Genomic DNA, 23,472 nt, shown 5'->3' on the forward strand with positions numbered 1-23,472 from the left:
GCCCGGCGATGCCGGGCGTTTTCGTATGGGGTCCCGACTCAGCCGCCGTCGGTGGACGTGGCGGCGTCGATCGCCGCGCGCTGGGCCTCGGCCGCCGCCTTCGCTTCTTCCTGCGCCTTGCGTGCCTGTTCGACGGGTGCCTGCATCGCATCGCGCATCTGGGTCGCCTGCGGCTCGACCGGGCGCTCCTTTTCCGGCGGCTTGGGCTTGGAGCAACCTGCCATCAGCACCAGCAGGGTCATTGCGCACAGCAGCGTTCGCGACATCCGGAGCATCCTCGCCTGATCCGCCGGCTATGCTACGCCGGCCGCCGCGCGCGGCAAGATCACCCCGTGCACGCCATCACGGTTGCACCCGGACGGAGGAAGGCGATGGACCCGAAGCGTTGGCGCCTGGACGGTCAGCTGGCCCTGGTCACCGGTGGCAGCGCCGGCATCGGCCGCGCGATCGCGCGCGAACTGCTGGGTTTCGGTGCCGACGTGCTGCTGGCCGCGCGCGACGTCACCGCGCTGGATACCGCGCGCGCGGAGCTGATGGAGGATTTCCCCGACCGCGAAGTGCAGGGCTTCGTCGCCGATGTCGCCGACGACGAACAGCGCCGGGAACTGCTGGACTGGGTGGAGGACTTCGGCGAGGGCCTGCACATCCTGGTCAACAATGCTGGCGGCAACCTCACCAAGGCCACGACCGACTACACCGAGGACGAGTGGCGGCAGGTGTTCGAGATCAACGTGTTCTCCGCGTTTGAGCTCTCGCGCTACGCGCACCCGCTGCTGACGCGCCACGCGGCCTCGAGCATCGTCAACGTGGGCAGCGTGTCTGGTACCACGCACGTGCGCACGGGCGCGCCGTACGGAATGAGCAAGGCGGCGATGCACCAGATGACGCGCAACCTCGCCGTGGAATGGGCCGAGGACGGCGTGCGCGTCAACGCGGTGGCGCCCTGGTACATCCGCACCCGCCGCACGTCCGACAAACTGGCCGACCCCGATTACCTGGATGAAGTGCTGCTGCGCACGCCGCTGGGCCGCATCGGCGAACCGGAGGAAGTGGCGGCGGCGGTGACTTTCCTGTGCCTTCCCGCGTCGGGCTACATCACCGGCGAATGCATCGCCGTGGACGGCGGCTTCCTGCGTTACGGGTTCTGACCTTTAGCCCGCGGTGCGTATCGCGCGCAAAAGAAAGGCCGCCGGACGGTGCTGAAGTCGTCTGGCGGCCCGACGGCAGGCTCAAGGCCTGTCCTCTTCCTCGAGGATCGGTGAATGGGCTTTCGCTCATGTGGTTCACCTCAAGGCAGGTGAAGCGTACTGCGCGCCATCGTAGGGGCAGGTGAAGAACGAACGCATCGCGCGTGACCGGCGCGTAACGCGGACTTCGCAACACCGCACGTGCGCGAACATTCGACGCGCATCCATTCGCGCTTCGCAGCGGCATCAGCGCGGACCGACGAACGATCGCTCTTCCGGCACGGGCGTGTCGAGCACGGACAATTCCACGAAGCTCACCGCGTCGCCGCCGTGGAAAATACGGTTGAGCGCCTTGGCCGGCGCGGACTCGTCGTAGTTGCGGCCGCCGGTGTTGAGGTTGCGTTCCAGCCGCGGAAAGCTGCTACTGGTGATGTCCAGGCGCAGGCGATGCCCCGCCGGCAACAGGTAGGCGATGGAACGCATCGGCACGTCCAGCACGTAACGCTTGCCGGGCGTCATCGGACTGGGGCGTTCCACGCCATCGCGATAGCGCGCGCGCAGCGCGCCTTCCTGGATGTTGATGGCGCGTCCATCCGGCGAGACGTCCACCAGGCGCGCCACGAAATCCGTGTCCGGCGCGGAGGACGACACCACCAGCTGTGCGCGCAGCGGGCCGGCGATGCGCAGCGGCGCCTGCAGCGGCGCGGAGGTGTACACGAGCACATCGTCGCGCACCTCGACGTCGCGCTGGTCGACCGGCCCCGACTGCTGCGTGGGATCGCCCGTGCAGCACAGCGGGCCACCCCGCGAGGGCACGGGGTGCAGCGGGTCGTACAGGAATTCGTCGGCGTTCGTTTCGCGCGCAGGTTGCAAGGCGAGCACACCGTCGCCGTCGCGACCGTTGGCGCGGCCGCCGCTGCCCAGGTACCACGCCTGCACGCGCGATTCGGCGGGCGGCCACTGCGTCGAGCTGAGCCAGCGCTGCTCGTTGAGTACGAAGAACTGATAGGCCGGCAACTTCGCCAGTCCGTCGCCCTTGCCGCGCAGCCAGTAGTCGAACCACGCCAGGTACCACTCGCGGTACGGGCGGTCGGCATTGCGCACGGGCAGGTCGCCGAAGCGGCCGATCCCGGCGATGAGTTCGTGCTCGCAATGGTTGCCCGGTGCGATCACCACGTGCTGGTTCGCCGCGGCGTCGGGTGAGTGGCGCCGCACCGCTTCGGTGATGGCCAGCGTGCCGGACAGGCTCGGATCGCCCCAGGTGTCGATCACCAGTGCCGGAACACGCGGTCGATCGTCCTCGGACACGTAATCGAGGGCGCGCCAGCGCGGATCACCCAGCGAGGTCTGCAGGAAGTCCTCATAGGCGTTCGCGCCGGGGCGCACGCGACGCACCACGTCGAGCGTCGGCAGCGTGCGAAGAGTCCCCGCCATGTCCAGCGTTTCGGGCCAAGGACCGTGCGAGGCCTTCAGGCCGTGCTTGGAGAACCAGCCCGCCGCGCTGGCCAGCTGGAACACGCCGCCCTCGAAGGCGCCGAAGTAGCCTGCCTGGCCCGCCACATCGCCCGCGGCGCCGCCGGCGGCCATCGGGATCATCGCCGCATGCGCGGGGTGGTTGGCGCGTGCCAGTGCGTACTGCAGCTCGCCCAGCGCCGAGCAGCCGATCGTTCCGACCTTGCCGTTCGACCAGGGTTGCGCGGCGATCCAGTCCAGCGTGGCGGCGCCATCGGCGGTGGCGTGGCGCCAGGGCACGAAATCGTCGCCGCCGGATTCGAACTTGCCGCGCACGTCCTGCACCAGCACGGCGTAGCCATTGCGCGCGAAGAACATGCCCTCGCCGAGTGCCTCGCCGTAGCGGCGACGGTCGTAGGGCAGGCGCACATAGATGGTGGGCAACGGGCTGTCCGCGCCACGCGGCCGGTACAACGTGCCGGCCAGTGGCGTTCCGTCGGGCATGACGATGCGCACGTCGTCGTCGATGCGCACGTTGAACACCAGCGCGCGCAGCGGCTGCTGCCAGTTGGCGGGGATGCGTTCGCGCAGCACGAACAACGCACCGGCTGCCAGCGCCAGCGCGACGAGCACGATCCACCAGACCAGGGCGGGGCGCACTGAGGACAAATCCATCTCCAAGGGTCGTTCCCTGCGCGCCGGACACGGGGCGGCCGCGCGCATGGATGCGTCGCCGCCGGACGAACGGAGCGTCGCACTGGAATGATTCCGCCCCTCGTGGAAAACGCGCGCGACGGGCGCAATCGGCCATTCAGGCGGGGCGGATCAGGGCGCGCAGTTGCTCGCCTCGAGGATGCCGCGCACGTGCGCGACATCGACCGGCCGGGGATCCGGCGAGTCCGGCGCGCCGAAGGCGGAGGCGGCCTGGGCGTCGTGCAGCCGTTGTTGCCAGGCCTCGCACAGGCGCGCATCGGGGATGCGCTGGCACTGGTCTTCCATGCGCTGGCACGCCAGGCCGCCCGCGCTGTCGCCCTGGCCATCCAGCCCGGTCACCTGCAACGGCGCGCAGCGCGGCGGTGGCTGTGCGTCTTCGGACAGGTAGCGCTGCTTGTCCCAGGTGCGGCATTCGTACAACGCCGGCGGTGGTTGCCGGGGTGCCTCGACGATCTCCGCAACGGGCGTGGGCGTCGGCGGCGTGGGAACGTCCATGGGTGCAGGCGCAGGCGCAGGCGCGGGCGCCACGATCGCTGGTGCGGGCACGAATGCGGGAGGCTGTGGCGTTTCCATCACGCGTTTCTGCTGCTTGCTGCCCTTCGCACACGGCGTCCCGCTTTGCAGCGTGACGGCTCCACTGGCGTCGGTGCAGCGGTAGATCACGACCTGCGCGGAAGCCGGCGCCATCGCCATGCAGGCCAGCAGTCCCATCATCGCCACGAATGCGCGGCGCGGCGCCTTGCCCGCTGCCCGCATCAGGCGCCTCCGCAGTCGCTTGCCAGGCGCGCGTCGATGCCGCGCTGTTCCTGGTCGATCTGCTGCCGCTCGCTCTGCAGCGCGCTGTTGTAGCGACGGCCCAGGTTCCAGCGTTCGTCGCGAAGGCGCGCGCAGACTTCCTCCTGCGGCAGGGCATGGCATTCGTCGTAAACCCAGGTGCCGGCACCGTACGAATCCACGGCGTAGCCGCCCGGCGGGGGCATGCCTTCGGGCGGACGCGGCGGTGGGCGATCGCCCACGCTGACCTGGTAGCGACCGTCGCCGCCATTGAATTGCCCGCCCACGCGCGCATAGACGCCGCCACCGTAGCCGGAGTCGCGCGACACCACCGTCGGATAGCCCAGCGTCCACAGCGGCACCCAGCGCGGATTGCCGGCGCTGGTGTCGCTGAGGTAGCTGCGGTTGTCGGGCGTGACGCACTCGTACATCGGACGCGGTGGCTTCATCACGACATAGTGCGTGGGCGGCAGCGTCGTTTCGGTTTCGATCTCGGGAGCGGCGGCTTTGGCGGTCGCCTTCGCGCGCGACGGTGGCGCGTCTTTCGGACGCTGCATTTCCTTCGTCTGCTGCGTTTCGCCCTTTCGGCAGGGCGTGTCCCGCAGGGTGAGGTGGCCCTGGGCGTCGGTACAGCGGTAGATGGTGATGTCCGCGGCCAATACGCCTGACGCGGCCAGCAGCAGCGGCAGCGCGGTCGTCAGGGCGGTGCGGCAGGCAGGACGCATGCGTGCATCTTGCGCCGCGCGCCTGCCCGGTGGAAGCGCCGGCCCGCCCGGGGCCGGCGCGCAGCGGACCGCGTCATCGCGCGTCGAGCTCATTTCGCGCGCGTGTACTCGATCTGCATCGCGTGCATTTCCTTGCCGCCGCGCGTTTCGTACATGTCGAAGACGTGATGGTCGTTGTCGACGATGCGCACCAGCTGGCGGACCGGAATCTTCGCGCCGCCCGCGGCCGGGTCGGTCATCTCGCCAGTGAAGGTGTAGGTGCGCGTGGCCGGGTCGTAGTCGCCGTAGGACACGAACAGCCCCGTCGAGCCGCTGTCCATCCAGCTGCTGTAGTACTTGCCGGTGACGTTGTCGAAGCCGGTGTAGCCAACGCCTTCGAACGGCTGGCCCATCCACTCGCCCTTGTAGTCCTGGCGAACGTGGCGGCCGCCCAGGACCAGCGTGCCGGTGGCGCTGCCCGACTGCACCATCGGCGGTGCGCCCGGTTCCATCCACATCGTCTGCTTCGTCGTCCAGTTGCCGGCCATGCCGGCCAGCTGCTTGTGCTGTTCACCGGGTGTGCCGGCCTTCTGCCACGCCTCCATCATCGCCTGCTGCTCGGCGGTGGGGTGCGGTGCGGCTTTCGCGGCCTTGGGTTCCTTCGCCGCGACGGCCAGCGGCAGCGCGGTCAGCAGGACGAGGCACAGCGGCATCTGCGCGATCTTCATGGCGGATTCCTTCACGTGGGCGTTGCCGATCAACGCCGGCGCCGGGATGCTGCGACCGCGCCCGTTAACGGCGCGTGCTGCCGGGTTCCCGGGCGGGTCAGGCGCGGATCTGTGCGCCGCTGCGCGCGTCGCGGATCGCGGTGGGCGAGGCCAGGCCGCCGGTTTCGCCGGTGCCGGTTCCATCCACCTGCGCCAGCACGCGCGGGTCGAGTTCGCCGCGCGCGTAGGCCGGCGGCTCGCCGGCGAGGTTGGCGCTGGTGGACACCAGCGGACCGCCGAACGCCGCACACAGCGCGACCACGTCCGGGTGTGCGCTCACGCGCACGGCCACGCCATCGTGCACGCCGGTGATCCAGCGCGGCACGCGTGGCGTGGTGGGCACGATCCACGTGTTCGGCCCCGGCCAGGAGGACAGCACCGCCTCGCGTTGCGCGTCGGTCAGGGCGTTCCAGTCGAGCAGGCCGTCGAGCTGTTCACGGGCGCCGGCGATCAGGATCACGCCCTTGTCCACCGGACGCTGCTTGAGGGACAGCAGGCGCAGCACCGCGGCTTCGTCGAACGGATCGCAGCCCAAACCCCACACGGCCTCGGTGGGGTAGGCGATCACGCCGCCGCGGCGGAGCACGGCGGCGGCGTCTGCAGCGGACAGCGGAGCGCGCATGGCCGCCCGCGCCTCAGGCCCTGGTGGCCTTCTTCACGACCTTCTTCGCCGCGGTCTTCTTGGTCGCCTTGGCCGCGGTCTTCTTGACTGCCTTCTTCACAGTCTTCTTGGCGGCGACTTTCTTGGCAGCCTTCTTCGCCGGCGCCTTGGCGGCAGTGGTTGCCTTCTTTGCGGCTTCCTTCCGAACCTTGACCGCCGGTTCCTTCTTCGCCGCCTTCTTGCCGAAGCGGCCGCGTACCGGCTTGCCGGTGTCGGCGAGCAGCTGGGTGACTTCCTCCAGCGTCAGCGACGCAGGCTCGCGGTCCTTCGGGATCTTGCCGTTGAGCTTGCCGTCGCTGATGTACGGACCGAAGCGGCCGTTGAGCACCTGGATGTCGCTGTCGTCCCACTGCTTGATGATGCGGTTGCGGGCGATCTCTTCCTTCTGCTCGATCAGGAACACCGCGCGCGCCAGGTCGATGGTGTACGGATCGTCTTCCTTGGTCAGCGACGCATACGTGGTGCCGCGCTTGGCGAACGGGCCGAAGCGGCCGATGCCGACGCTGACTTCATGGCCGTCGTTGAGGCCCAGCTTGCGCGGCAGCTTGAACAGCTCCAGCGCGTCCTCCAGCGTGATGGTGTGCATCGACTGGCCGGGGCGCAGCGAGGCGAACTCCAGCTTCTCGTCGGTGTCCTTGTCGCCGATCTGCGCATAGGGCCCGAAACGACCCAGGCGCACGCTGACCGGCTTGCCGGACTTCGGGTCGGTGCCCAGCTCGCGCGCGCCGGTGGCTTCGCTGCGGTCGACCGATTCGGTCTTGTCCTCGACCAGTTCCTTGAACGGGCCCCAGAACTTCTCCATCAGCGGCACCCATTCCTCTTCGCCGCGCGAAACGGCGTCGAGTTCGTCCTCGAGCTTGGCGGTGAAGTCGTAGTCCACGTAGCGCGTGAAGTGCGAGGACAGGAACTTCGACACCGCGCGGCCGACGTCGGACGGACGGAAGCTGCGGCCTTCCATCTCGACGTACTTGCGGAACAGCAGCGTCTGGATGATCGAGGCGTAGGTGGACGGACGGCCGATGCCGTACTCCTCCAGCGCCTTCACCAGCGCCGCTTCGGTGAAGCGCGGTGGCGGCTGGGTGAAATGCTGGTCGGCGTGGATGCGGTCCAGCGGCACGCGGTCGCCGGTCTTCATCGCCGGCAGCTTGCGGCCTTCGTCCTCGTCCTCGGCGGCCTTGGTGTCCTTGCCTTCCTCGTACACGGCGAGGAAGCCCGGGTCCACGACCGTGGTGCCGGACGCGCGGAACGCGTGCTCGCCGCCGGCGGCCAGTTCGACCGAGACCGTGTTGAGCGTCGCCGGCACCATCTGCGAAGCCACTGCGCGCTTCCAGATCAGCTCGTAGAGCTTGCGTTCGTCGTCGCTGAGGAAGCGCGCCACCGAGGACGGCGTCCGCAGCGCGGAGGTCGGACGCACGGCTTCGTGCGCTTCCTGCGCGTTCTTCGACTTGTTCTGGTACGCGTTGGGCTTGTCGGGCAGCGCGCGCGTGCCGTAGTCGCGTGCGATGACGTCGCGCATCTCGGCGATCGCGTCGACCGACAGCGTCACCGAGTCGGTACGCATGTAGGTGATCAGGCCGACCGTGCCTTCCTCGCCGATCGCCACGCCTTCGTACAGCTTCTGCGCGACCTGCATGGCCTTGCGCGTGGTGAAGCCGAGCTTGCGCGAGGCTTCCTGCTGCAGCGTGGAGGTGGTGAACGGCGCGGCCGGACGGCGCTTGCGTTCCTTGCTGGCGACGTCGGTGACGTGCAGCGTGCCCTTGGCTGCGGCGACGATACGCTTGCGCGCGTCCTCGGCGGTGTCGCCGTCGGTGACGGTGAACTGTTCGAACTTCTTGCCGTCGAGCTTGACGAGTTTCGCGGTGAAGGCCTGCGTCGGGTGCGCGCACTCGGCCTCGATCGACCAGTACTCGCGTGCGACGAAGGCTTCGATCTCCTCCTCGCGCTCCACGATCATGCGCAGCGCAGGCGACTGCACGCGGCCGGCGGACAGGCCGCGCTGCACCTTGCGCCACAGCACGGGCGACAGGTTGAAGCCGACCAGGTAATCCAGAGCGCGACGTGCCTGCTGTGCATCGACCAGATCGCTGGCGATGGCGCGCGGTTGCAGCATCGCTTCCTTGATGGCTCGCGGGGTGATCTCGGTGAACACGACGCGCTGCAGGGTCTTGCCTTCCAGCAGGCCGCGTTCCTTCAGGATCTCCGCGATGTGCCAGCTGATCGCTTCGCCTTCGCGGTCCGGGTCGGTCGCCAGGTACAGCGCCTCGGCGCTCTTGGCCGCCTTGGCGATGGCGTCCACGTGCTTCTCGTTCTTGTCGATCAGGTCGTAGCGCATGGCGAAGCCGCGCTCCGGATCGACCGCGCCCTCCTTGGGCACCAGATCCCGCACATGGCCATAGGAGGCCAGGACCGTGAAGTCCTTGCCGAGGTATTTGTTGATCGTCTTGGCCTTGGCAGGCGACTCGACGATGAGGAGGTTCTTGGCCATGGGGGCTCCGCAGGACCGTCCCGGTCCCGCCGGCGAATCTTGTTGGATGGGGGTGTTAGCGAGGGGTAAAGAAGCAGACGCCCGCGGTAGGGACCGCGGGCGTGGGGGCGCTTCCTTTTTCTATTGAGCCCATGCGCCGGGCCGGCCTGTCAAGCTCGGCCGTTCCGGACCGCCGCTACCCCGCCGGAACCGGGATCGCGGTCCCGGCCCGTTCAGCTTCGCCGTCTCAGCGGCTCATGCCCGCCAGGACGCCGATGAAGACCACGATCATCGCGAAGTAGAACACCATCAGCAGCGTGGAGAGCACGATAACGGTGATGGTCACCCCTCCCAGCTCATGGCGCTGGCGGTGCGACTGGGATGTGAAGGCCCAGCGGTCCACGACCAGGGTGCTGGCGATCATGTCGTGCAGGGCGCGCTTGCGGTCGGTGAAGGCGGCCATCAGGTAGCCGATGCACAGGATCAGCGAGCTGGGGATGGTGGCGAAGAAGCGGCCGATGCCCCGCAGCAGGCTGATCCGCTCGCCGTCGTCGTCGGTGACCTTGATGCCCACGGCCAGCTTGCCGAGCGTGGCCTGGTTCACCGAGGCATGCATCCACCCGAAGTACAGCATCATCAGCGCCAGCTGCAGCACGTAGAACACGCCGAAAGCGCCCGTGTCCTTGCCGGTGATCAGAGAGGTGCCGCTGACGCCGAACACGGCGCCCGCGATGCCGAACACGATCATCAGCAACACCGTATCGATCATGTAGGCGGCGTATCGCTTCCAGAATCCGGCGTAGACCACCTCGCCGTCGGCGACGTAGTCGTAATCGCCGGCGACCGCCGTACGCGGCGGCGCGTAGGGCGAATGGGCGTCCTGTACCGCCGGCCGCACGCGGGGCTCGGCGATCGCGTACGGGTTGTATTGGCTGTTGGCGGCGCTTGCGCGTTGCGCGTCGGAGTCCTGCGTCGCGGTGACGGGCACTTCGGGCGCGAGCACCTCACCCATCACCGAACGCCAGGGCGTCCATTCGCCCATGCCCTCGCGCCAGACCAGCGTCTCGGGGCGGAGCTGGCCGAGAGCATGCAGCTGGGCGAGGTCGGATCCACTGACCGGGCCAAGCCGGTTGCGGTCGGAATCGCTGTAGTACCACTGGGTCATGTGCAGATCCTCGAAAGCGGTGGAATCAAGGTGAAGGGCGGCACTGCCTTGGCCGGAACCGGGTCGGCAGGTCGCCGCCGGTGCAGTCCCATGTCGGGTCGTCCTGCCCGGAGCGGGTGAACATCCAGGCGTGTCCGTCGCGGTTGCCGGTGATGTCGCCCACCTGGATCAGGAACCCGCAACGGCCATCGCTCTCGCCGAACTCCACGCTCGAGGCAGGAAGCGAAGAGTGGTCCCGCAATACCGGCACCATCGCGTCATTGCCCGGGCAGCGGCCATGGTTGGCGACGTGGGCATCGACCGCATGCTCGATCTCCACGGCGGTGGGATACAGCTGGACCAGCTTCGCGCGCACGGTGTAATCGCGGTACGCCGGAACGGCGATCGCCGCGAGGATGCCGACCATCGGGACGGTCAGTGCGGCCACCACGATCAGCGCGATCGCGCAGCCCGACAGGCCGCGCTTGCGCTCGGATGCGGTGCGACGCGCGCCCGGCATCGGGCGGGAAGCGGCGGGCGTCGCGCGCGGCATGACCGGCGGCAGAGGCGGTGGCAGCGAGGCATCGGGCTGGACCCCGGCCAGATCGAGTTCGATGATCTGCCGGTCCAGCGGCTGCCATTCGGGCAGGGCGGCATGCCAGACGAGCGTGTCGCGCTGGATGAGGCGCTCGCGGAATCGCTTGCGCATCTCGTCGGCCGTATGCGGCCCGACACGACCCCGCGCGGGGTCGTGGTAGTACCAATCCGTCATGGTGCCCCCGAACTCGTCCTGAGTGAGAACCCAGCGGCCTTGCCGATGTCTCCCCAGACCCGGCCGCCGGAACCGTGACTAATGTACCGGTTCGGGCTCGTCCTCGAACATCTGCGTTTCCATCCAGGCGTAGGCCGCCTCGGACCCAGGCTGGTTGAACAGCACCATCAGCACGACCCATTTCAGGTCGTCCAGGTCGATCTCGTCCTGGTCCAGGGCCATGGCGCGATCGAGCACCAGTTCGCGCTGGTCCGCGTCCAGGACGCCGTGCTGCTCCAGGAACAGCAGGAAGCCGCGGCACTCGACGTCCAGCTTGTCCAGTTCCGGCCCGAAGTACACGCGCACCGGGCCATTGGCGCGCGGGGCGCTGGCGCTGGGCCGCTGCTGGGCCAACGCGTCAAGCCATTCGAACGCCTTGTTGATCTCGGCGGGACTGAAACCGGCCTTGCCGAGTTCGTCGAAGAGAGGGCCGCTGCGGAGCGAATCCCGGTCGCGGACGAGGTCCGCATCGTCAGTGAAGTAATGCTCGAACAGGTACAGCAGGACGTCCAGAATGCTCTCTTTCATTTCCCTCGGCCTGCGCCGCACGCGGCGCGGTGGGCAGAACTTGCAGGTGACCCGCCGCCGCCCCGGACCATGCCGTCAGCGGTTGCGGAAGTACCGGCCGTGTTGTGAAAACACGCGGCCATCAAGCTCCATGAGCAGCAGCATGGAGGACACTGCAGCGGTCGTCAATCCAGTTCGCTCGACCAGCTGATCCATAGCGGTTGGGTCGTGGCCCAGTGCGTGCCACAAGGTCTGGTAGTCGGCATCGCCGTGCCCCAGTCCCGCTTCCACTGTGGCCTCACGTCCCTGAACCGGGTGGATGGGGGCGTCCAGACGGATCTGCAAGTCCTGCGCCAGCAGCGCCGCCTGCGACGCCAGGGCCTGGATGACCTCCGTTGCGGAGGTCGCCAGCGTGGCTCCGTCGCGGATCAACCGGTGGCACCCGCGCGCCAACGGGTTGTGGATCGAGCCCGGCACGGCGAACACCTCACGGCCCGCTTCCGCCGCCAGTCGCGCGGTGATCAGCGCGCCCGAGCGCTCGGCGGCTTCGATCACCAGCGTGCCCAGAGCTAGACCGGCGAGGATCCGGTTGCGCAAGGGGAAGTGGAACGGCTGCGGTTGCGTGCCTGGCACGTACTCGCTCACGACGGCGCCCGCGCGGGCGAGACGGTCGCGAAGCGGCGCGTTGGCGGGCGGGTACGGCACGTCCGGACCGGTGCCCAGGACGGCTACGGTCCGGCCTTCGACGGACAGCGCCGCTTCGTGCGCGACGGTGTCCACGCCGGCCGCCATGCCGCTGGCCACGCACAACCCGGAGGTCGCGATGGCGCGGGCGAAATCGCGTGCATTCTCGCGGCCCGAAGGCGTGGGCGAGCGGCTGCCGACCACCGCCACCGAGGGATGCCAGAGCAGCGTGGGATCGCCGTCCACGAACAGCGCGAGGGGCGGGTCGGCGATGCGCCGCAGCGGCGCGGGGTAGTCGGGGTCGTGCCAGCCGAGCAGATGCCGCGCGTCGTCGTCGAGCCAGGCGAGGACGCGCGCGTCGACCGGGTCAGGCCGGCGCAGCGCGGTGCATTGCGGTGGCGTGAGTCCGGCGGCACGCCAGACGTCCGGCCCGGCATCCAGTGCCGCTGCGGGGGTGCCGCAGTCCTGCAGCAATTGGCGACGCGGACCGGCGGCGCCGCCGGCGGATATCAGGCGCAGCAGCGCGATGCGATCGGGAGACAGTGACATCGCGGCACGCTACGCCGCAAACGACGACGGCGCCCTGAGGCGCCGTCGCATGGATGGGTCGGAAGACTCCGAACCGTCAGTTGGTCGCGTCCGGATGCTTCAGGCGGTAGCCCAGGCGGGTCGGGCGCACGCCGTCCATGACCAGCGCGTAGCTGACCTTGTCGAAGGTGCGGAACACCATCGCATGGCCGGCGAACTCGTCGGGCATCTTCACCTTGCTGCCGCGGCCGTAAGCATCCGGGCTGCGGTTGGTGCCGTGCGCGACGCGGTCGACTTCGATGCTGCCCTCGCGCCAGGTCGAGAACACGGTGCCGTTGTCGACGCCATCCGCCGAGCCGACCGACAGCGCGATCACGTCGCGGGTGCCGCCGGTGGTGATCATGTCGGCCACGGCGATCACGCGCGCCTTCTCGACAGCGATCTCCTGGGCCGGAGCGTGCGGCATGAAGTTCAGGTCGTACGGCTGGGCTTCCACCGGGATGAGGCGGTCTCCCACGCGCACTTCGTCGCCGACGCCGTCGATCACCAGCGTGGCGGCCTCGGCGTCGCCGACGATGCCGCGGCTGATGGTGCCGGTGGTCATCTTCCGCAGCTCGTAGCCCAGGAACTCGCCGCCGCCGGCGGGGATCTGGTAGGCCCACAGCGACTCGGTGCCCCAGTCGCGGTCGCCGCGGAAGTTCAGCGTCTCGCCGCGACGGTTGGAGTTGCCACAGCAACGGTCCGGGTCGGGGCTGACGTAGCGCTGCGTCGGGCGCACCACGGCGTAACGCTGGCCGGGCTGAGCGTCCGCCAGGCCCTTCACGTAGGCGACCTGGTCCAGGCTGCTGCGCAGGCGGTCCTCTTCCAGGCCGACCACGTAGGGCAGGTCCTCGAACTGGTCGACCACGCGCAGATCCTTCAGGAAGGACTCCACGTCGGACAGCGGGATGGTGTTGATCGGCGCTTCCTGGCGCGGACCTTCCTGCACCGCGACGCGGTCAAGGTAGGCCAGGGACAGGACGTCCCCCGGGAAAATGAGGTGCGGGTTCTTGACCTGCGGGTTGGCCTGCCAGATCTCGGGCCACAGCCACGGCTTCTGGAGGAAGCGGCCAGCGATGTCCCAGAGGGTGTCGCCCTTCTTCACCACGTAGGTGTCGGGGTGGCCCCCGGCGACTTCGGCGGCAACGCCGTAGGTGGCAATCGTAAGCAGCGCAGCGGCCATTACCGTGCGCAGCGGTTTGAACATGGTGCCCATCTGGCAATCCCCTTACCGCCCCTGAATCGCTGCACCAGGCAGCTTCCCCACACGGGGCCCCGCGGCAATATAGCCCAGAAGAACCACAGGGTTGCAAGCGTCGTCACCCCATAACGGGGTTACAATCACGCTACTTCCTGCGGTTGTGACACGCGCCCCCATTTCCACGCCATGGCCCAGCTTCCGATTCTCGAATTCCCCGATCCGCGCCTGCGCACCGTCGCCGCGCCGGTCGATCCCGCGCGCGTGGCCTCTGCGGAGTTCCAGACGCTGCTGGACGACATGTTCGAGACCATGTACGAGGCCCCGGGCATCGGGCTGGCCGCCAGCCAGGTCGACGTGCACCAGCGTTTCATGGTGATCGACATCAGCGAAGAGAAGAACCAGCCGATGGTCTTCATCAACCCGGAGATCCTTGCCCGCGATGGCGAGCAGGTCTACCAGGAAGGCTGCCTGTCCGTGCCGGGCATCTTCGCCGACGTGACCCGCGCCAACCGCATCACGGTGAAGTTCCTCGACCGCACCGCGCAGGAACGCACGCTGGACGTCGATGGCCTGCTGGCCGTGTGCATCCAGCACGAGATGGACCACCTGGCCGGCAAGTTGTTCGTCGACTACCTCTCGCCGCTCAAGCGCGAGATGGTCCGCAAGAAGCTGGCCAAGGCGCGCCGCCAGGCCGCCGCGTAAGGAACAGCGGCAGCAGGACGGGGAACCCGGCTTCCGGGCCACCCCTGCACCCGCACGAGCTCGCGACGGCCCCATCCGGGCCCGCCTCGCGTTCCCATATCCGCCTCATCCATCCCGGTTCCCGCCCATGCGCATCGTCTTCGCCGGCACTCCCGACTTCGCCGTTCCGTGCCTGCGCGCCGCCGCGCAGCGTGGCGAAGTGGTTGCCGTGTACACCCAGCCGGACCGCCCGGCCGGGCGCGGGCGCGAACTCACGCCGTCGCCGGTCAAGCGCGAGGCCCTGTTGCGCGGCATCGAGGTGGTGCAGCCCGAGAACTTCCGCACCGCGCTCTCGAAGCAAGCACTGCGCGCGCTGCAGCCGGACCTGATGGTCGTGGTCGCCTACGGGCTGATCCTGCCGCAGTCGGTGCTCGACATTCCCACCTACGGTTGCTGGAACGTGCATGCCTCGCTGTTACCGCGCTGGCGCGGCGCCGCGCCGATCCAGCGCGCCATCGAGGCCGGCGACGCCCGTACCGGCGTGTGCCTGATGCAGATGGAAAAAGGGCTGGACACAGGCCCGGTGCTGCTGTCGCAGGCCATCGACATCCACGACAACGACACCGGCGGCCAGTTGCACGACCGTCTGGCCGAGCTGGGCGCGAGCGTGCTGGCCGACGGACTGGGCCTGCTGCGCGCAGGCATCCGTCCGGTGCCGCAACCGCAGCCGGAAGAAGGCGTCACCTACGCGCACAAGCTCGACAAGGCCGAAGCGAAGCTCGACTGGTCGCAACCGGCGCACGCGCTGGCCAATCGCGTGCGCGCGTTCAATCCGTGGCCGATGGCCGAGGCGGTCGTCGCCGGCGAGCGATTGCGCCTGCATGGCGCGATCGCGCTGGACGAAGCGCATGCGGCCGCGCCGGGCACGCTGCTGCGCGCCACGCGCGAGGGGCTGGACGTCGCCTGCGGCGAAGGCGTGCTGCGCGTGCGCGTGCTGCAGCGCGACGGTGGCAAGGCGATCACCGCGGCCGATTACCTCAACGGGCGTCCGGACCTGAGGACGCCATGAGCAGCGGCGCGACTCCGCGGGCGGTGGCCGCGCGCGTGATCGACGCGGTGCTCAATCGTGGCCGTTCGCTGAAGGCCGAACTCGCGCAGGCGCTGCCGTCGCTGCCCGATCCGCGCGACCGCGCGCTGGTCGAAGCGATCTGTTTCGCCGTGTTGCGCCAGCCGGCCCGTTACGAAGCGGCGTTGTCCGCGTGGGTACCGCGCCCGCTGCCGCGTCGCGACAGCGAGCTCAAGGCGCTGCTGTTCGCGGGCTTCGCGCAGTTGGATCCGCTTGCGTTGCCCGCGCATGCCGCAGTGGCCGCGACGGTGGAAGCCGCCCGCGCGCTGGGGCGCAAGCACCAGGCCGGGCTGGTCAACGCATTGCTGCGCCGTGCGCAGCGCGAAGGTATTCCCGCGGGCGACGCGCACGCGCACTGGCCACGCTGGCTGCGCGATCGCATCGCCGCGGACTGGCCGCAGGACGAACGCGCCGTGCTGGACGCCAGTGCGATCGAGCCGCCCATGTGGCTGCGCGTGAACCTGCGCCGCCAGACGCGCGAGGCCTACGTCGCACGATTGTCCGAAGCCGGCATCGTCGCGCACGTCGAGGCCGAGTGGCCCGAAGCGTTGCGTCTGGACGAAGCGGTGCCCGTGGCCGCGTTGCCGGGGTTCGCCGATGGCGACGTGTCGGTGCAGGACCTCTCCGCGCAGCAGGTGGTGCAGGCGTTGTCGCCGCCGCACGGCGCGCGCGTGCTCGACGCCTGCGCCGCGCCCGGTGGCAAGACCGCGCACCTGCTCGAACACGATCCCTCGCTGCGCATGACCGCGCTGGACGTGGAAGCGTCGCGCCTGGAGCGCGTGCGCGCCAACCTGCGCCGCATCGGTGTGGTCGCGGACGTGACGCTCGAAGCGGCCGACGCCGCCGACACCCGCACGTGGTGGGACGGCGTCGCGTTCGATGCGGTACTGCTGGATGCACCCTGTTCGGCCACGGGCATCGTGCGCCGGCAGCCGGACGTCCTGCAGCACCGCCGCGCCTCGGACCTGGATTCCTTGATCGCCACGCAGGCGCAGCTGCTCGATGCGCTGTGGCCCACGCTCGCGCCCGGCGGCGTGCTGCTGTACGCGACCTGTTCGATCCTGCGCGCGGAGAACGAAGCGCAGATCGCGGCCTTCCTGACGCGCACGCCGGACGCCGTCGCCGAGCCGCTGGACGAACGCCTCGGCCGGATCGCCGGTGCAGGCCGACAGCGCCTGCCGGGCGAGCAGGGCGCGGACGGGTTCTACTACGCGCGTTTGCGCAAACGGCCCTTGTAACCCGCTCCGACATCCGTCTCACAAGCCGCGGCTATCATCCGCGCATGCCGAAGACCCCCGCCGCCCGCGACACCTGGTTGTTCTGGATCATCGCCCTGCTGGTACTGGGTGCCGGACTGGGCCTGCGCGATCCCTGGCCCGCCGACGAGCCGCGCTTCGCCCTCGTGGCCAGGCACATGGTGGAAAGCGGCGACTGGCTGTTCCCGCACCGCGGGCATGAGCTGTACTCGGACAAGCCGCCGTTGTTCATGTGGTTGCAGGCGATCTTCCATTCGCTGTTCGGCAACTGGCGCGTCGCCTTCCTGCTGCCCTCGCTGCTCGCCGCGCTGGGCACGCTGTGGTGCGTGGTCGACCTGGGCTCGCGACTGTGGACACGCCGCGTGGGCGTGTATGCCGGTTATGCGTTGCTGTTCGCGATGCAGTTCACCTGGCAGTCCAAGAAGGCGCAGATCGATCCGCTGGTGGTGTTCTGGATCACGCTGGGCAACTACGGCCTGTTGCGCCATGTGCTGCAGGTCGCACGCAATCGTGGGCCGGACTGGCCGATGTGGATGCTGGGCTGGGCCGCCGCGGCCCTGGGCGTCATCACCAAGGGCGTGGGCATCATCGTGCTGCTGATGTTGTTGCCGGCCGGCATCGCCTCGCTGCGCGGCTGGGACGTGAAGGTGCATGTGCGCGATCCGAAGTTCTGGCTCGGCCCGCTCGCCTTCGTGCTGGCCGCGTGCGTGTGGCTGGTGCCGATGCTGATCGCCGCGCTGGGCAACACCAGCCCGGACTACCGCGCCTACGTCGACGACATCCTGCTGCGCCAGACCGCGAAGCGGTATGGCTCGTCGTGGGATCACGGCCAGCCGGTGTGGTACTTCCTGGAAGTGATGGCGACGATGTGGCTGCCGACGGTGCTCGCGTTGCCGTGGGCGATTCCCGCCTGGCGTCGCCGCCTGCGCCGTCGCGATCCGCGCTACCTGCTGCCGTTGGCGTGGTGGGTGCTGGTGCTGGTGTTCTTCTCCATCCCGGGCGGAAAGCGCGACATGTACATCCTGCCCGCGCTGCCGATGATGGCGCTGGCGCTGGGACCGCTGCTGCCGGGGCTGCTGCGACGACGCGGCGTGCAGCGCACGGTGTCGGTCTTCACCTGGGTGTTCGCCGGCGCGATGCTGCTGGGCGGGTTGGCGATGTGGTTCGGCGATCCGGGCTTCGAGCGCCGTTTCGTTGCCGAACGCAGCCTGGAGGCCGAAGCGCGCGCGCTGGCCGCGTGCATTGCCGCGCTGGGATTCTTCGGCGTGGGCAGCCTGCTGTGGATCGGCCGTCGCCGTCCGGTAGTGGCGATGCTGGCCACGCTCACCGCGGTATGGGTGGTGTTCGGCCTGGCCATCGCGCCGCTGCTCAATGATTCCTCGTCCTCGCGCGGCCTGATGACCGAGGTGGGACGACGCATCGGGCCGGACGCGGAACTGGGCCTGGTCGCCTGGCGCGAGCAGAACCTGTTGATGGCCGACCGGCCCGTCACCGAGTTCGGCTTCAAGGTGCTGTTCGACGAACAGATGCAACGCGGCCTGGCGTGGCAGCGCCAATCACCGGGCACGCGATGGCTGCTGGTGCAGGATGTCGCGTTGGCCGCGTGCATCGACGGCACGCGCACCCAGCACCTGGGCAATGCCAACCGGCGCGGCTGGACGCTCGTGCCGGGTGCCGCCAGCGAAGGCTGTCACTGACGCCGCAGTCAGCGGCGCGATTCGACCAGTCGGCGGTACACCGCTTCGGTGCGCTCGACGAAGCGGCTCACGTCGAATTCGCGCTGCGCGCGTTCGCGGGCCTTATGGCCCATGGTCGGCAGGCGTTCGCGCTGCGCGAGGATCTGCGACAGCCGCTCCGCCAGTTGTTCCGGATCGCGTGTCGGCGTCAGCCAGCCTTCTTCGCCGACGGTGATGTTCTCCGGCAATCCGGCGTAGTCGGTGAGCAGCACCGGCTTGCCCATCGCCATCATCTCGCGGCATGCGAAAGAGATGGTCTCCACGTCCCAGGACAGCACGAAGCCCAGGTCGATTGCCGCCACCATGGGGCGGGTGTCCTGCAGCACGCCGGCAAAGCGCACGTGCGATGACAGGCCGAGTTCGGCGATGCGCGCGAGCTTCGCCTCGGATGGCGGGCGACCGGCGATGACCACGCGCACGGCATCGCGCACCTGCGCCGGTGCGATCGCCAGCGCTTCGACCAGGTCCATCCAGCCTTTGTAATCGGCGGTGCCGGCGTTGCTGCCCAGCAGCAGCGCGTCGGGCGCATCGGCCAGCCAGCGCGCGCGTTCGCGTGCGGCCGCTTCCTGCGGCCACGGTTGCCAGTGCGTCACGTCGATGCCGTTGTGCACCACGTCCAGTTCGCAGCGGCGGTACGGCGTGTGCTGCAGTTCGCGTCGGGTGAACTCGCACACGCCGATCACGTCGTCGGTGCGTCGCGCGCGCAGCCACTGGCCGATGCCGCGCATCGGCTTGGTGTTGTGCTTGGTCAGCACGACGATCGGACGGGGACGCACTCCGGACAGCGCGGACAGCACCAGGCGATGATCCGCCGAACCATTCACGTGCACGATGTCGAACGCGTTCTCCTGCAGTTGGCGCCGCAGCTGGCGCTTCGCGCGCAGTCGCGCCGGCAGGCGCTTGAGGCCGTTGGGAAAGGGCTGGTCGAGCACGTGGACGCCCGCGATGGCGCGCGCTTCGCGGTTCAGCCGGCTCGACGCGGGTGCGGCGACGTGGATCTCGTGGCGACCGGCAAGGGCCGACGCTAGCGTGCGGATGTAGGTCGTGTGGCCGCCACCGTCGCCGTCGTGGAAGTTGGTGTAGAGGATCTTCATGGACGCGCGGACGCGCTGCCGAGCAGGTCGGTGTGCGTATCGATGCCGCGCTCGCAGCGCGTGATGCGCTCGTTCCGCGTCTGCTGGAACAGGCGGTTGTTGGGCAGGTCCATGTCGTTCACGTCGACCGGCGCGCGCGAGCGGTGCCACAGGTGCGCGGCCAGCGCGGCCCATTTCAGCGGACGGCGGCGCAGCCCGGCGTTCTCCAGCCGTGCGGCCAGCTCCCGGTCTTCCGCGCCGTAGCCTTCCATGCGTTCGTCGAAACCGTTGACGCGCAGCAGGTCGTCGCGCCAGAAACTCATGTTGCAGCTCATCACGCGTCCGCCGTTGCGCGATCGCGACTTCAGCCGCGCCAGCCACGGTTGCCGGAAGGCGTAGTGCCGGCGCGTGCCGTCGAACTCATGGAAATCCGCCTTCGCCCAGGGCGCGAACACCGGCGCCTTGCCCTGCAGCAGGCGCTGCGATTCGGCCTGGGTGGCCTTGATGCGGCCGCCCTGGAGGAAGAAGCCGCGCTCGGCCAGGGCTTCATGGTCGGCGATGAACTGCGGATGCAGGACCATGTCGCCGTCGAGGATGATCACGTAGTCGCCGCGTGCGGCGGCGATGCCACGGTTGCGGCAGCGAGCGGCACGGAAACCCATGTCTTCCTGCCACACATGGCGCACCGGCATCGGCAGCGTGGCGGCATGTCGCACGACCACATCGGCGGTGTCCGGCCCTGAGCCGTCATCGGCCACCAGTACCTCGTCGGGCAGTCGCACCTGACGGGCGATGCTGGCCAGCACGAGATCGAGTGCTTCAGGCCAGTTGTAGGTGAGGACGACCAGGGAGATCTTCATCGGGATCCGTCGTCGCCGGTGGGCGAATCCTGTCGCTTGAGCGCGAAGCCGAGTGCGATCGGCAACCACAGCACGAGCCAGCCGGGCCTGGGGCTGTCGAGCAGGTGCGGCAAATCGAACTGCACCATGATCATCGCGAAGACCCAGGTGGCCAGCACGAGTCGGCCGATGGGCTGTTGCCGGTGGACCCAGCCGCGCCACGCGACGGCCAGCCAGATGCCCGACCACAGCACCAGCCCCACCAGTCCCAGCTCCACCGCCAGCTGGCTGAACAGGTTGTGCGCATGGGTGAGCAGTTCCTTTCCGGCGCGGATCGTGAACTCCGAGCCCTGGCCCAGACCGATCACCGGATGCGCGCGGAACAGGTCCCACGCGCCCTGCATGATCGCCGGGCGCAGCGACCAGCCGCGCTGGATCAGCGAGGGCAGGTACAGCAGCCCGCACGCCACGCCGACGCCGATCACGATCACGCCCGAGCGCCACGGCCGGCGATGGCGCGTGAGGGCCAGCGTCAGCAGCGCGGCGAACATGGCCGCCCATGCGCTGCGCGTGAAGGTGAGCAGCACGAACATCGCGAGCACGACCCACGCGGCCGCCTTGGCGACGCGCATGCGCCGGTCCGGCGTGCGCCACACGCTCAGCCACAGCAGCGCCGCCCCCATCGCCGCGGCGGCGAGGTTGGCATTGGACATCACGCCGAAGCCTGCCTGCCGGGCATCCGCGTTCGGATGTGTCTGATACCAGGCGATCGCCACGACCGCGACCGCGGCGAGCGCGAAGGCGCAGGTGGTCAGCAGACGCTCGATCACCGCCTCGTCGTTGCCCGTGCCGCGGAACCAGCCGTACAGGAACACCGCGATGCTCAGGTTGCGTGCGATCTCGTCACCGTAACGGTGCGTCTGGCTCCACAGCAGCGACAGGCAGCCCCACGCGAGCAACGCCAGCACCGCCGGAACCAGCGGCTGGCGCCAGAACGCGACGGCCTGTCCGGGGCGCGTGAGCGCGAAGAGTGCAGGGACGTACAGCGTCAGCAGGACGATGTACTGGTACGGCTTGCCCGGGTTGAGCGAAGGGCCGGCGGGCATGAGCGCCATGCCGATGACCAGCCACAGCAGGCCGATGCGCAGCCACACACCGATCGCATCGGTCGATGCGCCGGCCGCCAGGTCCGTGGCCGGATGGGAGAGCGGATTCCACTTCATGATGCTCAGCCGGCCTGCGGCCTCAGATCCGCGGGCGGTTCCGCGAACTCGGCGGCGTGTCGTGAAAGTCCCTGTTCGGTGCGCACGCTTCCCTGTCGCCTCGTTTCGTAGAGCAGTTTGTTGTTGGGCAGTTCCGGATCGGCCGGATCGGCCGGACCCGCACTGCCGTGTTCCAGGTGCAGCGTCAGTGCCGCGAACTTGATCTGGCTGCGACGCAGGCCGGCATGCTGCAGGCGTGCGTCCAGCTCCAGGTCCTCGCTGCCGTAGCCGACCATGCGTTCGTCGTAACCGTTGACGCGGACCAGGTCCTCGCGCCAGAAACTGACGTTGCAGCCCATCGGATGACCGGAGGCGCGCGCCTTCAATCGCGCCAGCCACAATGCGCGCACCGAATGGTGGCGGCGACCGTAGTGGTAGGTGCTGCGGTTCTTGTCGTCGCGATAGTAGGCATCGACGAACCAGCCGAAGCGCACCGGGCCGCCGCCGAGCAGGCGCTTGGCCTCGGCCGCGGTCGTGCGGATGCGCGTGCCCTGCAGGAATCGACCCGGTCGCGCCAGCGCGAGGTGGTCGGCGACGAACTCCGGATGCAGCAGCATGTCGCCGTCGAGCTGGATCACGTAGTCGCCGCGCGCCGCCGCAAAGGCGCGGTTGAGCGCGCGCGCGCGCCGGAAGCCCTCGTCGGGTTGCCAGACGTGGCGCAGCGGCACGGGGAAGTCCTTGGCGATCTCGCGCAGCATCGCGCCCGTGTCCTCGCGCGAGCCGTCGTCGGCCACGATCACCTCGTCCGGCAATCGCTGCTGCGCCGCTACGCTTTTCAGCACCAGCGCCAGCGCCTCTTTCCAGTTGTAGGTGCAGATGACGAGCGAGACGGTGGGCGAGGACGGTCCGGGCATACGGCTCTCTGGGCCAGGGGTGGATCGCTCCGGAAGGCGGATGCCCGCCGGCACAGGGATGCGCCGGTGTTCCGGTCGAGGCCGCCCGTATCGTACGCGGTCGCCCGTGTACTGGCAGCGGTCCCCGCGAAGGTCGTGCGCGAAACCGCGACGCTGTCGAAGCTCCAGCGTTCCGCGGAGCCCGGGCTCAGGTCGGGTTCATCGTTCCGGCGTGGTCACGGGCTGCCCGTTCTGCAGCATCCACAGCATGATGGTCTTCTGCCGGACATAGTTGGCGCGGACGTAGGCGTAGACCAGGCCGTGCCAGCCGTCGAGGAAACCGCCGCGCAGGACATACCCGCGCCAGAAGCGCCAGGCCGGGGACAGCACCAGCTTGCCCAGCGTGGCGCGCTTGCCGCGGGCGAAGTCGTGCTCGGCCATCATGCGGGCGTAGCGCTGGGTCTTGAGCAACTGCTGCTCGAGCGATCGGTAGGGGTAATGGATCAGGTCGCCGCCCAGCGTGCGCACCGGACCGTCCACGCTGGCCGCCTCGTGCACTTCGCGCTTGCCGCGCCAGCCGCCGCGGCGGCGGTCGAACAGGCGCAGCACCCGGTCCGGGTACGCGTTGCCGTGCCGCAGGAACTTGCCGAAGTACTCGCTCAGGCGGGCGAAACGGTAGCCTGCGGCGTCGGCGAAGCCGTGCGCGCGTTCGGCCTCGATGGACGTGCGAAGCGCATCGCCCACGCGTTCGTCCGAATCCAGGCACAGTACCCAGTCGTGCGTGGCCTGCTCGATGGCGAACTGTTTCTGGCTGCGGAAGCCGTCGAAGGGCCGCTGGACCACGCGCGCGCCCAGCTCGGTGGCGATCCGGACCGTGGCATCGGTGGAATGGGAATCCACCACCACCACCTCGTCGCAGAACGACAGCGACGCGATGCAGTCGGCGATGCGGTCCGCCTCGTTGAACGCGATAATGCAGGCCGAGATCGGACATGCCGCTCGCGACGTGGCCGGCGTTTGGGGCGTCGA

General features: G+C 69.1%; 22 protein-coding genes. 5 read left to right on the forward strand and 17 right to left on the reverse strand.

What is annotated here, in order from left to right:
- Nucleotides 1-38: 38 nt before the first annotated feature.
- Entirely contained in the window at nucleotides 39-266 is a 228-nt protein-coding gene (locus QLQ15_RS05430; protein ID WP_283211822.1) for a hypothetical protein, read from the reverse strand.
- 105 nt (nucleotides 267-371) lie between these two features.
- Between QLQ15_RS05430 and QLQ15_RS05435 the strand changes: the two genes are divergently transcribed.
- Complete coding sequence (locus QLQ15_RS05435; protein ID WP_283211823.1) at nucleotides 372-1,148, forward strand: SDR family oxidoreductase; 777 nt, start codon at nucleotides 372-374, stop codon at nucleotides 1,146-1,148.
- Nucleotides 1,149-1,433: 285 nt separating this feature from the next.
- Here QLQ15_RS05435 and QLQ15_RS05440 read toward each other — a convergent pair whose 3' ends face one another.
- The 11 genes from QLQ15_RS05440 to QLQ15_RS05490 all read right to left on the reverse strand — a co-directional run bounded on the left by QLQ15_RS05440 (nucleotide 1,434) and on the right by QLQ15_RS05490 (nucleotide 13,643).
- A complete protein-coding gene (locus QLQ15_RS05440; RefSeq protein ID WP_283213938.1) occupies nucleotides 1,434-3,299 on the reverse strand; it encodes a CocE/NonD family hydrolase in 1,866 nt (621 codons plus the stop codon).
- Nucleotides 3,300-3,464: 165 nt separating this feature from the next.
- The gene (locus tag QLQ15_RS05445) at nucleotides 3,465-4,109 is read right to left on the reverse strand and encodes a DUF4124 domain-containing protein (protein ID WP_283211824.1); all 645 of its coding nucleotides are present in this window, start codon (nucleotides 4,107-4,109) and stop codon (nucleotides 3,465-3,467) included.
- Nucleotides 4,109-4,852: a DUF4124 domain-containing protein gene (locus QLQ15_RS05450; RefSeq protein ID WP_283211825.1), complete on the reverse strand. Its 744-nt coding sequence runs from the start codon at nucleotides 4,850-4,852 to the stop codon at nucleotides 4,109-4,111. The genes QLQ15_RS05445 and QLQ15_RS05450 overlap by 1 nt, the downstream gene beginning before the upstream one ends.
- Before the next feature lie 89 nt (nucleotides 4,853-4,941).
- Nucleotides 4,942-5,559: a DUF1579 domain-containing protein gene (locus tag QLQ15_RS05455; RefSeq protein WP_283211826.1), complete on the reverse strand. Its 618-nt coding sequence runs from the start codon at nucleotides 5,557-5,559 to the stop codon at nucleotides 4,942-4,944.
- Between the two features lie 97 nt (nucleotides 5,560-5,656).
- Nucleotides 5,657-6,220 carry an L-threonylcarbamoyladenylate synthase type 1 TsaC gene (gene tsaC / locus QLQ15_RS05460; protein ID WP_283211827.1) on the reverse strand — a complete coding sequence of 188 codons (564 nt, stop codon included), beginning with the start codon at nucleotides 6,218-6,220 and terminating at the stop codon, nucleotides 5,657-5,659.
- A gap of 13 nt (nucleotides 6,221-6,233) precedes the next feature.
- Nucleotides 6,234-8,744, reverse strand: coding sequence for a DNA topoisomerase I (locus QLQ15_RS05465; protein WP_283211828.1), 2,511 nt, complete (start codon nucleotides 8,742-8,744; stop codon nucleotides 6,234-6,236).
- A gap of 226 nt (nucleotides 8,745-8,970) precedes the next feature.
- The gene (locus QLQ15_RS05470) at nucleotides 8,971-9,888 is read right to left on the reverse strand and encodes an RDD family protein (protein ID WP_283211829.1); all 918 of its coding nucleotides are present in this window, start codon (nucleotides 9,886-9,888) and stop codon (nucleotides 8,971-8,973) included.
- A 25-nt stretch (nucleotides 9,889-9,913) separates the two neighbouring features.
- Entirely contained in the window at nucleotides 9,914-10,639 is a 726-nt protein-coding gene (locus QLQ15_RS05475; protein ID WP_283211830.1) for a GYF domain-containing protein, read from the reverse strand.
- A gap of 78 nt (nucleotides 10,640-10,717) precedes the next feature.
- Nucleotides 10,718-11,206, reverse strand: a complete 489-nt coding sequence (locus QLQ15_RS05480; protein ID WP_283211831.1) for a DUF494 family protein — start codon at nucleotides 11,204-11,206, stop codon at nucleotides 10,718-10,720.
- A gap of 75 nt (nucleotides 11,207-11,281) precedes the next feature.
- A complete protein-coding gene (dprA, locus tag QLQ15_RS05485) occupies nucleotides 11,282-12,418 on the reverse strand; it encodes a DNA-processing protein DprA (RefSeq protein WP_283211832.1) in 1,137 nt (378 codons plus the stop codon).
- A gap of 76 nt (nucleotides 12,419-12,494) precedes the next feature.
- Entirely contained in the window at nucleotides 12,495-13,643 is a 1,149-nt protein-coding gene (locus QLQ15_RS05490) for a LysM peptidoglycan-binding domain-containing protein (protein WP_283213939.1), read from the reverse strand.
- A gap of 180 nt (nucleotides 13,644-13,823) precedes the next feature.
- Here QLQ15_RS05490 and def point away from each other — a divergent pair, with 180 nt between their 5' ends.
- The 4 genes from def to QLQ15_RS05510 all read left to right on the forward strand — a co-directional run bounded on the left by def (nucleotide 13,824) and on the right by QLQ15_RS05510 (nucleotide 18,397).
- Nucleotides 13,824-14,339: a peptide deformylase gene (gene def / locus QLQ15_RS05495; RefSeq protein WP_283211833.1), complete on the forward strand. Its 516-nt coding sequence runs from the start codon at nucleotides 13,824-13,826 to the stop codon at nucleotides 14,337-14,339.
- Between the two features lie 127 nt (nucleotides 14,340-14,466).
- Nucleotides 14,467-15,387 carry a methionyl-tRNA formyltransferase gene (gene fmt, locus QLQ15_RS05500; protein ID WP_283211834.1) on the forward strand — a complete coding sequence of 307 codons (921 nt, stop codon included), beginning with the start codon at nucleotides 14,467-14,469 and terminating at the stop codon, nucleotides 15,385-15,387.
- Nucleotides 15,384-16,682, forward strand: a complete 1,299-nt coding sequence (gene rsmB / locus QLQ15_RS05505; protein WP_283211835.1) for a 16S rRNA (cytosine(967)-C(5))-methyltransferase RsmB — start codon at nucleotides 15,384-15,386, stop codon at nucleotides 16,680-16,682. The genes fmt and rsmB overlap by 4 nt, the downstream gene beginning before the upstream one ends.
- 44 nt (nucleotides 16,683-16,726) lie before the next feature.
- Entirely contained in the window at nucleotides 16,727-18,397 is a 1,671-nt protein-coding gene (locus QLQ15_RS05510; RefSeq protein ID WP_345782413.1) for an ArnT family glycosyltransferase, read from the forward strand.
- 8 nt (nucleotides 18,398-18,405) lie between these two features.
- On the opposite strand, the gene QLQ15_RS05515 is transcribed toward QLQ15_RS05510, so the two are convergent.
- The 5 genes from QLQ15_RS05515 to QLQ15_RS05535 form a co-directional block, all read right to left on the reverse strand.
- Nucleotides 18,406-19,530, reverse strand: a complete 1,125-nt coding sequence (locus QLQ15_RS05515) for a glycosyltransferase family 4 protein (protein ID WP_283211836.1) — start codon at nucleotides 19,528-19,530, stop codon at nucleotides 18,406-18,408.
- Complete coding sequence (locus QLQ15_RS05520) at nucleotides 19,527-20,369, reverse strand: glycosyltransferase family 2 protein (RefSeq protein WP_283211837.1); 843 nt, start codon at nucleotides 20,367-20,369, stop codon at nucleotides 19,527-19,529. The genes QLQ15_RS05515 and QLQ15_RS05520 overlap by 4 nt, the downstream gene beginning before the upstream one ends.
- Nucleotides 20,366-21,571 (reverse strand): O-antigen ligase family protein, encoded by a 1,206-nt coding sequence (locus QLQ15_RS05525; protein WP_283211838.1) that lies wholly within the window; start codon nucleotides 21,569-21,571, stop codon nucleotides 20,366-20,368. The genes QLQ15_RS05520 and QLQ15_RS05525 overlap by 4 nt, the downstream gene beginning before the upstream one ends.
- 5 nt (nucleotides 21,572-21,576) lie before the next feature.
- On the reverse strand, nucleotides 21,577-22,464 hold the full coding sequence (locus tag QLQ15_RS05530) for a glycosyltransferase family 2 protein (protein ID WP_283211839.1): 888 nt from the start codon (nucleotides 22,462-22,464) through the stop codon (nucleotides 21,577-21,579).
- A 198-nt stretch (nucleotides 22,465-22,662) separates the two neighbouring features.
- Nucleotides 22,663-23,430, reverse strand: coding sequence for a glycosyltransferase family 2 protein (locus tag QLQ15_RS05535; RefSeq protein ID WP_283213940.1), 768 nt, complete (start codon nucleotides 23,428-23,430; stop codon nucleotides 22,663-22,665).
- Between the last annotated feature and the right edge of the window lie 42 nt (nucleotides 23,431-23,472).

The organism is Lysobacter stagni (assembly GCF_030053425.1).
GTDB lineage: Bacteria > Pseudomonadota > Gammaproteobacteria > Xanthomonadales > Xanthomonadaceae > Lysobacter_J > Lysobacter_J stagni.

Bases quoted from the DNA above. Each gene is read 5' to 3' on its own strand.
- rsmB (WP_283211835.1), top strand. From the start codon at position 15,384: ATGAGCAGCGGCGCGACTCCGCGGGCGGTGGCCGCGCGCGTGATCGAC.
- QLQ15_RS05515 (WP_283211836.1), bottom strand. From the start codon at position 19,530: ATGAAGATCCTCTACACCAACTTCCACGACGGCGACGGTGGCGGCCAC.
- QLQ15_RS05520 (WP_283211837.1), bottom strand. From the start codon at position 20,369: ATGAAGATCTCCCTGGTCGTCCTCACCTACAACTGGCCTGAAGCACTC.
- QLQ15_RS05455 (WP_283211826.1), bottom strand. From the start codon at position 5,559: ATGAAGATCGCGCAGATGCCGCTGTGCCTCGTCCTGCTGACCGCGCTG.
- QLQ15_RS05450 (WP_283211825.1), bottom strand. From the start codon at position 4,852: ATGCGTCCTGCCTGCCGCACCGCCCTGACGACCGCGCTGCCGCTGCTG.
- tsaC (WP_283211827.1), bottom strand. From the start codon at position 6,220: ATGCGCGCTCCGCTGTCCGCTGCAGACGCCGCCGCCGTGCTCCGCCGC.
- QLQ15_RS05435 (WP_283211823.1), top strand. From the start codon at position 372: ATGGACCCGAAGCGTTGGCGCCTGGACGGTCAGCTGGCCCTGGTCACC.
- QLQ15_RS05480 (WP_283211831.1), bottom strand. From the start codon at position 11,206: ATGAAAGAGAGCATTCTGGACGTCCTGCTGTACCTGTTCGAGCATTAC.
- QLQ15_RS05530 (WP_283211839.1), bottom strand. From the start codon at position 22,464: ATGCCCGGACCGTCCTCGCCCACCGTCTCGCTCGTCATCTGCACCTAC.
- fmt (WP_283211834.1), top strand. From the start codon at position 14,467: ATGCGCATCGTCTTCGCCGGCACTCCCGACTTCGCCGTTCCGTGCCTG.
- QLQ15_RS05475 (WP_283211830.1), bottom strand. From the start codon at position 10,639: ATGACGGATTGGTACTACCACGACCCCGCGCGGGGTCGTGTCGGGCCG.
- QLQ15_RS05510 (WP_345782413.1), top strand. From the start codon at position 16,727: ATGCCGAAGACCCCCGCCGCCCGCGACACCTGGTTGTTCTGGATCATC.
- QLQ15_RS05525 (WP_283211838.1), bottom strand. From the start codon at position 21,571: ATGAAGTGGAATCCGCTCTCCCATCCGGCCACGGACCTGGCGGCCGGC.
- QLQ15_RS05490 (WP_283213939.1), bottom strand. From the start codon at position 13,643: ATGTTCAAACCGCTGCGCACGGTAATGGCCGCTGCGCTGCTTACGATT.
- QLQ15_RS05470 (WP_283211829.1), bottom strand. From the start codon at position 9,888: ATGACCCAGTGGTACTACAGCGATTCCGACCGCAACCGGCTTGGCCCG.
- QLQ15_RS05445 (WP_283211824.1), bottom strand. From the start codon at position 4,109: ATGCGGGCAGCGGGCAAGGCGCCGCGCCGCGCATTCGTGGCGATGATG.
- dprA (WP_283211832.1), bottom strand. From the start codon at position 12,418: ATGTCACTGTCTCCCGATCGCATCGCGCTGCTGCGCCTGATATCCGCC.
- QLQ15_RS05430 (WP_283211822.1), bottom strand. From the start codon at position 266: ATGTCGCGAACGCTGCTGTGCGCAATGACCCTGCTGGTGCTGATGGCA.
- def (WP_283211833.1), top strand. From the start codon at position 13,824: ATGGCCCAGCTTCCGATTCTCGAATTCCCCGATCCGCGCCTGCGCACC.
- QLQ15_RS05465 (WP_283211828.1), bottom strand. From the start codon at position 8,744: ATGGCCAAGAACCTCCTCATCGTCGAGTCGCCTGCCAAGGCCAAGACG.